12 protein-coding genes are annotated in these 13,634 nt (G+C 39.8%); 4 read left to right on the forward strand and 8 right to left on the reverse strand.

Annotated elements, in window-relative coordinates; all coding sequences use genetic code 11:
* Positions 1–70: 70 nt before the first annotated feature.
* Positions 71–1,687: a methyl-accepting chemotaxis protein gene (locus ACED29_RS12880; RefSeq protein WP_182697114.1), complete on the reverse strand. Its 1,617-nt coding sequence runs from the start codon at positions 1,685–1,687 to the stop codon at positions 71–73.
* Between the two features lie 440 nt (positions 1,688–2,127).
* Positions 2,128–3,879: a gamma-glutamyltransferase gene (ggt, locus tag ACED29_RS12885; protein ID WP_182697115.1), complete on the reverse strand. Its 1,752-nt coding sequence runs from the start codon at positions 3,877–3,879 to the stop codon at positions 2,128–2,130.
* A gap of 112 nt (positions 3,880–3,991) precedes the next feature.
* Between ggt and ACED29_RS12890 the strand changes: the two genes are divergently transcribed.
* Positions 3,992–5,164 carry a GNAT family N-acetyltransferase gene (locus tag ACED29_RS12890; protein ID WP_371697828.1) on the forward strand — a complete coding sequence of 391 codons (1,173 nt, stop codon included), beginning with the start codon at positions 3,992–3,994 and terminating at the stop codon, positions 5,162–5,164.
* A 45-nt stretch (positions 5,165–5,209) separates the two neighbouring features.
* On the opposite strand, the gene ACED29_RS12895 is transcribed toward ACED29_RS12890, so the two are convergent.
* From ACED29_RS12895 to ACED29_RS12905, 3 genes are all read right to left on the reverse strand, one after another.
* Positions 5,210–5,827 (reverse strand): LysE family translocator, encoded by a 618-nt coding sequence (locus tag ACED29_RS12895; RefSeq protein ID WP_124015822.1) that lies wholly within the window; start codon positions 5,825–5,827, stop codon positions 5,210–5,212.
* A 104-nt stretch (positions 5,828–5,931) separates the two neighbouring features.
* Positions 5,932–6,972 carry a 4-hydroxyphenylpyruvate dioxygenase gene (gene hppD, locus ACED29_RS12900; protein WP_371697829.1) on the reverse strand — a complete coding sequence of 347 codons (1,041 nt, stop codon included), beginning with the start codon at positions 6,970–6,972 and terminating at the stop codon, positions 5,932–5,934.
* Positions 6,973–7,040: 68 nt separating this feature from the next.
* Complete coding sequence (locus ACED29_RS12905; RefSeq protein ID WP_182741694.1) at positions 7,041–8,201, reverse strand: homogentisate 1,2-dioxygenase; 1,161 nt, start codon at positions 8,199–8,201, stop codon at positions 7,041–7,043.
* Positions 8,202–8,420: 219 nt separating this feature from the next.
* Between ACED29_RS12905 and ACED29_RS12910 the strand changes: the two genes are divergently transcribed.
* Positions 8,421–9,350, forward strand: coding sequence for a LysR family transcriptional regulator (locus ACED29_RS12910; protein WP_124015825.1), 930 nt, complete (start codon positions 8,421–8,423; stop codon positions 9,348–9,350).
* Positions 9,351–9,521: 171 nt separating this feature from the next.
* On the forward strand, positions 9,522–10,310 hold the full coding sequence (locus ACED29_RS12915; protein ID WP_124015826.1) for a TIGR00266 family protein: 789 nt from the start codon (positions 9,522–9,524) through the stop codon (positions 10,308–10,310).
* 149 nt (positions 10,311–10,459) lie between these two features.
* On the opposite strand, the gene ACED29_RS12920 is transcribed toward ACED29_RS12915, so the two are convergent.
* The gene (locus tag ACED29_RS12920) at positions 10,460–10,927 is read right to left on the reverse strand and encodes an EVE domain-containing protein (RefSeq protein ID WP_182741693.1); all 468 of its coding nucleotides are present in this window, start codon (positions 10,925–10,927) and stop codon (positions 10,460–10,462) included.
* A gap of 156 nt (positions 10,928–11,083) precedes the next feature.
* On the reverse strand, positions 11,084–11,497 hold the full coding sequence (locus ACED29_RS12925; protein WP_124015828.1) for a YccF domain-containing protein: 414 nt from the start codon (positions 11,495–11,497) through the stop codon (positions 11,084–11,086).
* A 197-nt stretch (positions 11,498–11,694) separates the two neighbouring features.
* Here ACED29_RS12925 and ACED29_RS12930 point away from each other — a divergent pair, with 197 nt between their 5' ends.
* Positions 11,695–12,666: a 1-aminocyclopropane-1-carboxylate deaminase/D-cysteine desulfhydrase gene (locus ACED29_RS12930; protein WP_182741692.1), complete on the forward strand. Its 972-nt coding sequence runs from the start codon at positions 11,695–11,697 to the stop codon at positions 12,664–12,666.
* 226 nt (positions 12,667–12,892) lie between these two features.
* Here the strand turns inward: ACED29_RS12930 and ACED29_RS12935 are convergent, their stop codons facing one another.
* Positions 12,893–13,066, reverse strand: a complete 174-nt coding sequence (locus ACED29_RS12935; RefSeq protein ID WP_124015830.1) for a hypothetical protein — start codon at positions 13,064–13,066, stop codon at positions 12,893–12,895.
* Positions 13,067–13,634: the final 568 nt, after the last annotated feature.

A 13,634-nucleotide genomic window follows, 5' to 3' on the forward strand; every position in this document is an offset into this window, starting at 1 on the left:
GAACATCACTCATCAATACGCCATTAAGGCTTATATTTTTTGGTTTTTAATACTAGCAATGCAATCAATCTCAAACCTTAAATTGATTGGTAATTGATTGCAGTCTTTCGCTAATATTTTGAATATCAACACTGATACCTCCCATATCAGCAGTCGTTACTCTTACTTTTTGCGAACCGGTTTCCATTTCAGTTATATATTGCTGGATTAACACCGAAGTGGTGTGTTGTTCTTCTGTCGCAGTAGCAATTTGATCATTAACTTCAGAGATTGCACTGACTTTACCTGTGATACGTTGTAATGCTTCACCGGCTAAAGAGGTTGATTGCACCCCTTTGGCCGCTGTGTGAATACCGCGATCCATAGCGTCAACCGCTTGTTTAGAAGTAGAACGTAATTCTTGTAATACTTGCTGGATCTCTTGGGTCGACGTTTGTGTTCTAGAAGCCAATGTTCTGACTTCATCAGCTACTACCGCAAAACCACGACCATGTTCCCCCGCACGAGCGGCTTCAATTGCAGCGTTGAGAGCCAGTAAATTAGTTTGATCTGCAATACTGCGGATTGTGTCTAATATGTCATTAACATTATGGGTAAATGCGTCGAGTTGATTTACCACGACGGCTGTTTGCTGCACTTCGTCAGCCAAGGTGTTAATGGTAGAAACGGCATCATTAACTATGACAAGGCCTTGTTTCGCCTCTGTGTTGGCATCTTCAGCCTCTAATGCTGCACTGGATGCATACTCGGCAATGTGAGTCACACTAACAAACATCTCTTTCATCGCTTGTGATATCTGCTCTATAGCCTCATTTTGCTGCTTTACGTTGAGTTCACTGTACTGACTGCCGCTGAGTAAGGTTGCAGCCACTTCAGTTAAGTTTTCTGTGGTGTTCTTTGTATCGGCAATAGACGATTGAAGTTTAGAGACAAATTGGTTAAACCAGTAAACAAGCTGTGCTATTTCGTCTTTGCCCGCATAGTGGATCCGTGCGCGAAGATCGCCTTCACCTTGTGAAATATTTCGCAAAGATTGAGTGACATTGTCTATGGTATTAATGATTGAGCGATTAACCAGTAATCCCATAATGATCATCAGTGCAGTAGCAATCACGCCAATAAGCAGAACACTATTTTCCGCATTTTTTGAACTGGTAATCGTCGTTTGAATACTTTGTTGAAATTGTTCTGCCAAAAGTGATTTTTTTTCAGCAAATTGTTTGACCAATGTTTGGTATCGCTTTGCATTTTCAGCAGCTTGCAGCTGTATTTTGCTAAAATCGACATCATCTTTAATAAACTCCGCGGCTAAACTGCTAGCATTATCATAGTAGATGTTCATATCGCGGTTCATTTTTTGCGCCGCAGCTGCCTCGTCTGGCAGTAGATCGATAAGTTGGCGTAAATTAGCTGAGATTTGCAATACCATGTTATTGGCCACATCTAACGCATCTTCTTCACCTGTAGTAATTGCTGATTGGATTGTTTGATCCAATTGTAATATTAAGCCTTGGTTGATCGTTGCAAGATTTAAGGCTGGATAAAGTTGATTTTGGAGTCCATTTAAGCGTTGTTCATTATTCTTACCCGTTTGATTATTGATGATAATCGAAATGACAAACGACACGATAGCGACAAAGGTGAGTAGGGCAATTCTATGTTTGATTTTTAAATTAATGAGTTGCATGAGGCCTTTTGTTAATTTAGTTAAGCTAAAAAAAGATAATAACAACTTAGATTGTGACTTAGAAATATTAACGTTTGATTAACTCGGGGTATATAATTATTAACAATAATAGCAGATGCAGCAAAGTGGTTCATTAATCTTAATAATATTTAAACAGTTTGAGGATTAGCATGAGTCTGACTAAATAACATTCAAGCTTATATTAATGATTGCCATTGTTTATCCTGCGGAGCAGGGTATAGCTTTGTTGGCGAGTCGTTTCGAGTTTTACTGGACATGAGGTTTTGAGTTTTTGAACGAATTTTGCTCACCAGTACAGTGGTAGAAAATTAAGCGTAAAATGATAGTCGATATCAATGCATATCTTGGTATTAATTATATGTAATAGCGGCTTTAGATGGTGTAAAGCCGCTGCCTTTTTATACTTGCAGATTAACGCTCTAGTAGCCGATGGCGGCAGAGCCTGCACGTCTTGGATCTGATGCGCCAAAAAGACCTTGTTCTGTCATCATTATTGATTGAGTACTGCCAATTGATTCTTGAATTTTGACTTTATGACCTTTAGCTTCAAGTAATGAAATCGTGTCTTTATTCAAGGTGTGCTCTACCCAAATAAAATCCGGTAACCATTGATGATGAATACGTGCTGCTGCAGTGGCTTCGGCAATATTTAAATTATGATCAATAACATTCATAATAATTTGCAAAGTAATATTAATAATACGCGAGCCACCAGGGCTGCCGGTCACAATGAATGGTTTACCATCTTTCATTACAATGGTTGGACTCATTGAACTCAGAGGGCGCTTATTCCCTTGAACAGAGTTTGCTTCACCACCAATTAAACCATAACCGTTAGGTGTACCAGGTTTAACCGAAAAGTCATCCATTTCATTGTTTAATAAAATACCAGTGCCTTTAGCGACTAAGCCAGAACCATAACTGAAGTTAAGGGTGTAAGTGTTGGCAACTGCATTGCCCCATTTATCGATAACAGAGAAGTGGGTAGTTTGATCGCTCTCATATGGCGCCAATTCTCCTGGCAGTATTTCGCTGCTTGGGGTGGTTTTATTAATGGAGATCTTACTGGCAATACTCTTAGCATATTCTTTGCTGATCAATTGTTTAACCGGAACGTTAACAAAGTCAGGGTCGCCTAAAAATTTACTCCGATCGGCATAAGCATACTTCATGGTTTCAGCCATAAGATGCAAGGTATCAGCGGTATTGTGACCTAATTTATCAATTGGGAACTGCTCAAGCACATTTAGCATTTCGATAATATGTATGCCACCAGAAGAAGGCGGCGGCATTGATACCACTTCATAACCGCGATATTGACCACGAACCGGTTGGCGCTCAATCACTTTATAGTTTGAAAGATCGGTTAGGCTCATCACCCCACCAGCATTCTGGACCGCAGAAACAATTTTTTCAGCGGTTTCACCTTGATAAAACCCTTTACTGCCTTTCTCTGCTATTAACGATAACGATTGTGCTAATTCCGGTTGTTTGAATAATTCATTGACCTGATAATTACTGCCATCAGCATGATAGAAAACCTCTGCTGAACTTGGCCATTGTGTAATGCGCGATTTAAGGCCGGCAAGAGAGTTAGACAAATCTGAGGTGACTAAAATACCGTCTTTAGCCAGTTTAATAGCAGGTTTTATGACTTGTTCCATGCTCATGGTGCCATATTTTGTCAGGGCCAGTTCCATTCCCATGACGGTACCAGGAACGCCAACAGCTAAACCGTGCTCACGGCTGAGCTTATCGACAGCATTACCTTGTTCATCAAGAAAGATGTCTTTGTGTGCTTTAGCTGGCGCCGTTTCACGGTAATCGATAGCGATAGTTTTATGTTGCTCGGCTAAATGCACCAACATAAAACCACCGCCACCAACATTACCCGCGCGAGGTAATGTCACGGCAAGTGCATATGCTACCGCGACAGCAGCATCGACCGCATTACCGCCTTGTTTTAAGATATCTACGCCAATTTTACTTGCTAATGCTTCTTGGCTTGAAACCATGCCATGCTTAGCATAGATTGGCTGAGCCGTTGCCATTTCACTAAAAATTGAGGCTTCGTTTGCTTGGCTGTTAGCAATATGAATGGCGGGATAACAAAGTGTTAGTGTTAAGGCTGAGCTCAACAGAAGCGGTGTTAATTTAGGGAATAGTGTCACGATTAATCCTTGGCGTGAATGGAAAAGATATTGTGATAGAACATGCCACATGATAACAATAATTGGTATGTGTTTTAACTTTACAGCGTTAATTATTATAGGGTAGGTGTGGGTGGAACAAGCACAAAAGCAAAGTTATCAATATAAATTTGTTAATAGTATTAATACTATAGATCCTTCTGTATGGAATAAAATGTTTGGGGTGTCCCATCCTTTTACCCGTCATGAATATTTATCCGCACTCGAAATGAGCGGTTGTGTTAGTGCTGAAACGGGCTGGAGTCCCATGCATCTTGTGGTGATGGATATTGATAATGTTATCGCCTTAATGCCTTTGTATCTTAAAACGCATTCTTGGGGCGAGTATGTGTTCGACTGGGCTTGGGCAGAGGCTTATGAGCGTAATCACATTGAATACTATCCTAAACTTGTCGCGAGTATTCCTTTTACGCCTACCACTGGTCAGCGTATAGGTTTTAGTGCTGCTTTGTCGATCACGGCACAGCAAACTTTAATCGAGAGCATTCAGCACTTTTTGTCGCAGACTGTCATTGAGCATAACTGGTCATCTTGGCATTGTTTATTTATCCATGAGGCGCAACAGCATCAGTTCTCTCAGGCAGATGCTATGCAACGCTTGGGGTGCCAGTTTCATTGGCACAACCAAGGTTATGCTGATTTTAATGATTTTATTGCCAGATTAACGTCACGTAAACGTAAAAACATCATCAAAGAGCGAACCATAGCAAGACAACAGCTACAATTTAGTTTTATTGATGGCGATAAGGCCAGTCCTGAGCAGTGGCAGGTTTTTGTTCGCTGTTATCAAAATACCTATTTAAAACGTTCCGGTCACACAGGGTATTTATCACCTGCCTTTTTCGAACAGATAGCAGCAACGATGGGCGCGTCGATACGCTTATTGATAATTGAAGATGTTGATGGAAATCTAGTGGCATCGGCGCTGTACTTCGTGTCAGATACACACTTATTTGGCCGCTATTGGGGAGCATTAACTGAATGTGATGGATTGCATTTTGAGGCCTGTTACTATCAAGGTATTGAGTTTGCCATTGCCAATCAATTAATGGTATTTGATGCTGGCGCCCAAGGTGAACATAAAGTTATGCGAGGATTTCGTCCGGTCAAAACTTTCTCAAGTCATTTTATTGCTCATGAAGGTTTTAATGATGCGATTGGTCATTTTTGTCAGCAAGAACGCGCGCACATTGACATCTACATGCAACAAATGTGCGAACAACTGCCGTATAAGGCGATAGAATAATAGACATATCGGTAGTGAAATGGCTAAGTCAGTGGGATTGTGTGGTTAGCCTAATGCTAACCATATACCAACAACGATCATTAAACTCCCAGCAATACGGTTCATCCAACGAATGTTATCGCCGCGGCTTAAGAATAAACGTAAGCTTTTACCACCACTGGCATAAGCCAACATAGAGACACTTTCAGTGATCATGATAATCCCGAGTAACACCGCAAGTTGTGGGCCAACGGCATAATCGACATTAATAAACGGTGGCAATAGTGAAATCATAAAGGCCCAACCTTTAGGGTTCGCAATGGCGGTGATAAAACCTTGACTGATTAAACTGACTCGGTTGGTTTTCACATCAAGGCCAGTAATGATGGCCATTCTGCCTTTGGCGCGCCACATATTAATCCCAATATAAGCCAGGTAGGCGCCACCCACCCACTTAAGGATATCGAACACTTGTGGGTAATTTAACATGATGCTGGCCACCCCAAGTACTGCCGCAATGGCGACCAATGCCACGCCCACTAATTCACCGAGCATCATCCATAATGTTTTACGCACACCAATGCTCATGCCGAGGGTCATGGCTAATGTCATGCACATCCCAGGGGTGATAGACACAAAAAAGAATGTAGGGATAAAAACCGCAAGAACAGCATAATCTGGCATGGGTAACGTCTTTGGTTAGCAATATGGATGGCAGAGTGTAATGGCCTAAAATGATAAAAACCAGCACTTTGCTGGTTTTTATGTATCACTTAGTGTCTATAAAATTACAGCACACCACGTTTCATTTGATCACGTTCAATGGATTCAAATAATGCGGTAAAGTTACCCTCGCCAAATCCAAGGTTATTTTTACGCTGAATGATCTCAATGAAGATTGGCCCAAATAAATTTTTGGTGAAAATTTGCAGTAAATAACCGTCATCATCACCATCAACCAAAATCTGGTGATGCTTGATCCGATCGTGATCTTCCGTGACCTGTGGCAACTTATCGAAAATAGTGTCGTAATATTCAGGAATAATATCCAGAGTCTTAATTGAAGTGCCTTCCATTGCATCTAATGAAGCAACAATATCACGGCTTCTAAATGCTAGATGTTGCACACCTGGGCCATTGTATTCACCCAAGTATTCATCAATCTGGTTTTTGTCGTTGCCTTTACCTTCGTTAATCGGAATGCAGAAGCTGCCATCTGGAGAACGCAAAGCATAAGACACTAGAGCCGTTTGCGCGCCACTAATATCAAAGTAACGCACTTCGGTAAAACCAAAGATATCTTTATAAAAGTTAGCCCATTTTTCCATAGTGCCTTTGTAGACATTATTGGTTAAATGGTCGACTTCCATAAAGCCTTTTTCTGGTGTGACGATAGGCTGCTCTAAATCAACAAAGTCAGTTTGATAAATATTGTTTTGTTCGCCAAAGATATCAATAAAATAAATTAAGCTATCGCCAATGCCATAAATAGCCAGATACGGCATGTCTTTGTTGGCATCATCTGCCGGTTTTGCACCTCGAGCCACCGCTTCGGTATATGCAAAATTAGCATCTTCAACCCGCCAACCCATTGAACAAATAGCTGGGCCGTGTGATTTAGCAAAGTCTGCAGAAAAGCCTGCGCGGCCTTTATTCAACAAAAAGTTAATGTCGTTTTGTTTGTAATAAACGATGTCGTTATTTTTGGCTTTTTTTAACATTGAAAAACCGAAATCAATAAACACTTGATGCATATATTCGGTATCTGGACTGGCAAATTCGGTGAATTCAATGCCTAATAGGCCCAGTGGGTTTAGTTCGCTTGCCATTTTTTTTTCCTTTATTTTATGTCAACACCATCACTCTTAGATGACTTAGGGTTGATATAAATGTGGTCTTAGTTTTCTAACCAAGAGCGATTGTAATCATCACTCATGCAATTTTTTACATGAGCGGTTAAATTCAGTGGGGCGAAGGTATCGACCATCACCGCGTATTCGTAAGTTTCAGTTTTGCCGATAGAGGCTTCGGTCCGTCCAGGTTGCGGGCCGTGGGGGACACCTTTTTGATGTAAGGTCATGTAGCCGGCTTCAATACCGGTACGGCTCATAAAATCACCGTCGACGTAATACAGCACTTCATCGCTATCGATATTGTTGTGGTAATAAGGCGCCGGAATTGATCTAGGGTGGAAATCGTATGGCCGTGGCACAAAGTTACAAATTACAAAATTGTGTGCAGTAAACACTAAATGTTCAGATGGTGGTAAATGAATTTTGCCAACTTTAGGGGCATATTCACTGATGTTAAATGCCCATGGATAGACACAACCATCCCAACCTACTAAGTCAAATGGATGCCATTGAAGTGTCATCTGTTGATAGCGATCGCCAAACTTACACATTAACGGGAATTCGCCTTTTTCGACCACAGCCTCGGTTAAGGTTGGGGTTCGAATATCACGCTCGCAATAAGGAGCGGACTCGAGCATTTGGCCATATTCATTTCTAAAATGCTTAGGCACCTCTACCATTGACGAGGATTCAATCACAAACAAACGTACATCTTGATAATCGTTAAATTTTAGCTGGTAGGTGGTTCCGCGCGGAATAATTAAATAATCCCACTTCTGAGTATTGATAACACCGTACTCACTTAATAGTTGCCCTTCACCTTGGTGAATAAACACCACTTCATCTGCATAAGCATTGCGATAAAACTCATTAGTGTCTTCAGTCACTTTAGCCGTGTAAATGGCGACATCATTATTGAAAAATATTTTATTACGAGCACTAAAGAAATTGCCTTGGCAGTCGGCTTGGCGCGAGTCTAATTTGTAATTTTGAATGAGCGGATCTTGCCATTGTTCGCCATGTGACAGAGCGTAAGGTTTAACATCGATCGCTTTGGTTGGCATATTATGATGATATTTATTGGAATAAATATTTGAAAAGCCATGGGTCGAAAATAATTCTTCACGGTACAACTCACCATTATCTTTTTCGAAGGCAATGTGACGTTTGGTCGGGATCTGACCTTGCTTAACATAGAATGGCATGTGATTGTCCTATGGTGAATCGACTGCGAGTGTCGTGGCGTTTATGTTATTTATTGTTATTGCCTAATCTCATTGGCTAAACCAATATGTGATCTAACTAACAATTTAGTGGTAAAGATCAACAAAAAAAAGAATAATAAATAACTCAACTCAATCGACTTTTTTGATTGTTATGTTAGCTTTACATTTGTGTATGGATAACGGGACAGTGGAAATCTTATGCGAATAGATATAGATGCCTTTAATGTACTGCAAGTACTTGTTGAAGAAGGAAGTTTTGCAAAAGCTTCAGAACGGTTACACAAGGCACAATCGGCAGTAAGCTATCAGATTAAAAAACTGGAGCAACATCTGGGGGTAACATTATTTAATCGAGATCATTATCGAGCGGAATTAACCCCCGAAGGTAAAGTGATTTTGGCCGAAGGGCAGCGCTTATTACAGCATTTAGCCAATATAGAACATCTTGCAAGTCGCTTTAGTCAAGGGTGGGAACCTAAACTTGAATTAGTGATAGACGGCGCACTGCCGATGGAACCGATTATGACGGCTTTAAAACGGATGTCGGAGCATAACATACCCACTAAAATTCAACTCAATATGGAGTTTTTAGGCGGAGTACAGCATCGATTTGAACGTGATCAAGCCGACTTAATGCTAGTGAAAGACTATCGTACCGGGCCCTCTTATCATCCTAAAGCATTGCCTACCATTACCAGTGTGCTGGTGGCATCATCACAGCATCCATTAAGTCAGCTTAAGAGGATTAGTTTGCCTGAGTTACAGCAGCATGTAGAGTTGACCATTGAAGATTCATCTCCTGGTAAACGTGATCGCGATGAAATGCAGTTTGGCGGCGATAAAGTCTTTTATTTGTCGGGCTTTATCATGAAAAAAAATGCCTTACTAAAAGGCCTAGGTTTTGGCTGGATGCCGGATTTTTTAATTACTGAAGAATTACATCAAGGACAACTTATTGAAGTAGATTTTATTGGTGGTAATAGGTTTAGTTTTACCCCACAACTAGTGTCAACTTTAGAGCGACCACTTGGTCGAGCAGGGCAATTATTTACTGAATTAATTTTGCAAGAATTTGCCCAATATCAGCAGCAGCAACAATTAGGGTTAAGTGGTGCTGGATTGGGTTAATCATTGGCATACGTCTGCAGAGCCATCAACAGATTTATTGGGCAGCCTAGCATAGTTAAAAGTTGTCGTGTTAAATTGCGGATCCTTTTGTTATTTTATAACATTGTTGCAGGGAAATTATTTAGCTTTGTTAGGCGACAACAATCAATCATAAATTTTTAAGGAATGAAAATGACCAGAAAATGCCATGAAGTAGATTATGAAATTATCGGTTCTAGTATGCAGCTTGTTGAAGTTGAACTTGATCCAAATGAATCAGTGATTGCTGAAGCAGGCGCGATGACCTATATCGAAGAAGATATTAGTTTTGAGGCTAAAATGGGTGATGGCTCTGAGCCTGAATCTGGTTTTTTTGGCAAGCTACTGGGGGCTGGTAAACGTGCCATTTCGGGTGAGGGGATTTTTATGACTCACTTTACCAATGAAGGTCAACATAAACGAAAAGTGGCATTTGCTGCGCCGTTTCCTGGGACTATTTTGGCGATCGACTTAGCTCAACATCAAGGCGAACTTATCTGCCAGAAAGACAGCTTTTTAGCAGCGGCTTTAGGTACGCAAGTGAGTATGAAGTTTAATAAGCGATTAGGAACCGGTTTTTTTGGTGGTGAAGGTTTCATTCTACAAAGCCTTAAAGGTGATGGTATGGCATTTGTGCATGCCGGTGGCACACTGATAAAAAAAGAACTGCGTGGTGAGACATTGCGAGTTGATACTGGGTGTTTAGTCGGATTTACGCCCGGGATTGATTATGATATTCAGCGCGCTGGTTCTTTAAAATCAATGGTGTTTGGTGGCGAAGGTTTGTTTCTTGCGACCTTGCAAGGTCATGGGACAGTATGGTTACAAAGCTTACCGTTTTCTCGCATGGCTGACAGAATTATTGCTCATGCACCATCTCGTGGTGGCAAAGATCAGGGTGAAGGATCTGTGCTTGGTGGAATAGGGCGGATGATTAACTAATCTGGGCATTGGCTGATCTTATTCATTTTCGTTCGCAGTTAGATGCTCAGACGATTTAGCGCTAATTGTCTGAGCCGTTTTTAGGAAGCGGCTTTTAAAAGAATAGTTACCTGTTAGCGACCAGCTGCCCAGTGGTTAATTCAAGGTTATTAATCTACGTTTGTTAGTTTCATAATATGTTGGTATTGCTCTTGTGTGACGGGCTGAACACTCAGGCGAGTACCTTTAGCCACTAGTACCATATCTTGCAGTAAGGGATCTGCCTTCAATTGCTTCAAGCTGACTGGGTTAGAGAATTTGGCCATAAATTGAATATGCACTTGCCACCAACGAGGTGCAGTGGCGTCAGATTTCATATCAAAATACGCTGAGCGGTCATCAAAAGCGCTGACATCAATTTGAGGTTGACTGCTAATGTTGGCTAAACCTACAATGGCAGGTACTTTGCAGCTAGAGTGGTAAAACAACACTAGATCACCCAATGCGATTTGATCGCGAATATAATTACGTGCTTGATAGTTACGAATACCTTGCCAAGCAACCGTTTGCTGCTCACACATCTGAAGATCATCAATGCTAAAGTCATCTGGTTCAGACTTCATTAACCAATAGTTCATGCGATTCCATTACTGTCATTAAAGAGAGTGAATTACTTTTCTGTGCTTGATTATGGCAATGTACACGCAGCTAAGACAATTAGGCAAATAAAAAGCCGATAGCACTGTGCTATCGGCTTTTTATAACAGCGGTCATTCAACCGTTATTAATGAATGCTAATAAGTCGGTTTGGCAATAACAGTTTGACCAATAGGGGTTAAACTTAGTAAGGCTAACTTAAGATGTTGTAACGCGAAAGGAATACCTATAATTGTTACAAAACAAGCCAATGCATGGACTAGATGGCCAATCGCAAGCCAAATACCAAAGCATAAAAACCATATAACATTACCTACTAAACCTAACGTGCCAGTGCCAATATCTTCTTGGCCTGAAATGTGTTTTCGGTTAACCGTTTCTTGTCCAAATGGCCAGAAAGCTAGCTCGCCAATAACAAAACATGCACGGCCAAATGGGATACCAATGATACTGATAAAGCATAATAGCCCCACCAACCACCATGCTAGGCCCATGATAAAACCACCCATAAGAAACCAAGCAATATTAAAGATTAAGCGTAAAAGTGACATTTTCAATCCTATCAATAGTCAATATTACTTAGAATATAGCGATATTCATGCCATCTTTTTAACTGTTTGATTATAATAGGTTAAATGTTAATTTTTTACTTTATGATTAGGTGTGTGTGATGAGTAATACAAATGAATCGATGAGATTTATCATTTTTTAGTTAAAATACTCATATTACAGTTGATTAAGGCAATGTATGTTTTCGATAAGCCCAGTACAAGCGATGAACTTTGATGGACGCAGCATCTATATTAAACGGGATGATCTATTACATGCTGATTTTAGTGGTAATAAAGCGCGTAAATTTTATCATTTCCTCCATCATGATTATTCACACGTTACCCAGCTAGTGGCATCGGGCTCGGCACAAGCCAACTCATTATACTCCTTGTCTGTACTTGCAAAGCTGCAAGGATGGAAATTTGATTACTATGTAAGTCATATCAACACATTCTTGTTACAACATGCTCAGGGTAACTATGCTGCTGCCATACAAAATGGTGCCAATATTATTGATGTCAGTCATTTGGCCGATGCCGAAAACCTTCAAGGTATGCATTTAGACGATGCGATGCAATACATTGTGTCGTCGCACCCAAATTACACAGATAAAAATCAATTACTATTTATTCCCGAAGGTGGACGTTGTGGGTATGCCGAAACCGGGATAACACAACTCGCCAGTGAAATTATTCAATGGGCTCAAGACCGACGACTAAATGAATTGATGGTATTTCTCCCCTCAGGTACGGGGACCACTGCGGCTTATTTAAATAAACAAATTATTCAACAACTGACTCAATTATCATTAACGGAAGTTTTTGCTATTGAGGTGTTAACTTGCAGTACTGTTGGCGGAGATAAATATTTACGCCAACAGTTTTCACAATTAGTTGATGAGATTTATTTTCCTAGAATTATTAATGATGGTCATAAATATCATTTTGGGAAATTATCACAACGTTGTTTTGATATGTGGAAAACAGTTTGCCAGTCGGGAATTGAATTTGAATTGTTGTATGATCCGGTTGGCTTTTTAGTATTACAACATTATTTAAATAGTCAGGCTGTCAGTGCCACCAATGTTCTTTACATACATCAGGGGGGAGCCTTAGGCAATAAAACCATGTTACCAAGATACCAACGAAAATTTCCTCACTCGGTTTGATCACACCAGTGCAGGATACATTTTTGCTACAAGGTATTGATAGTAAGAGAAATAGGTTTTTTAGATGGTTAACTTGGGGTTTAAAATTGAAGAGTAACTTGAAAATAAGCTAGTGAGCTATTCATTTTACTCTGTTTTAATAAACATCGGTAATTGAGAGGAGAATACCGAGAAATGAGTTTATTAAATAACAGAGTAAATGATTAACGCAAAGCGTTAGGGGGGATTACTTATTAGCTGATAATAACCATTTCATGAAGTTTATTGCTTCAATACGCTTTGAAAAGGTTTTTTTGTTTTTACCTAGGCTGTCGGTAAAAGCAATTGAGTTTTTGTTTGACGAAATAGAATTAACTGGAAAGCTAACTGAAATTTCGTGTCCATTAATGTTGTATGACATTGGCCACACTCCTTCTATATATTCACCCATTAGGTGAGACAATTGTTCAATAAAATATCCTTGGCATTTTTTAGTGTTGCAAAAGATTAATGTTTCGAGATTTAACTTAACCTATCTTTTACTCACTAATCAAGTGTTGTTATGTGAATAGTTGATTAAGGTCTAATTTGTGTCTACAACTTTTATGTTGCCACATAGCCTAAAATCACAGTAATACATACAGCACTTAATTTGTAAGTTGAACATAGTTTTATGACAATAAGATTACGCCAATAGAAATTATCATATCAACAGAAATCAATTGAATTTAAAACAATGTACAGAAGCTTGTCTTGGGTTTATTTACGAAGTGAAGTTGAGCAGACTTACAGGTAGGTAACCAAAATTAACAAGAAAACTAAATCTGTGTAGATAATATACTGAGTGTTTGCATATGGCAATAGTCTTTTTCAATTTTTAATCAAATTAATGTGCTTTTCGATTAAAAAATAGCTAATCCTAATGGCATTACTGGTTATTCATAGGATAATTTCACTGCGTTATACAGTTTAGCTCATAAAAATGGATG

Source organism: Shewanella sp. 5S214 (assembly GCF_041439795.1).
GTDB lineage: Bacteria > Pseudomonadota > Gammaproteobacteria > Enterobacterales > Shewanellaceae > Shewanella > Shewanella vesiculosa.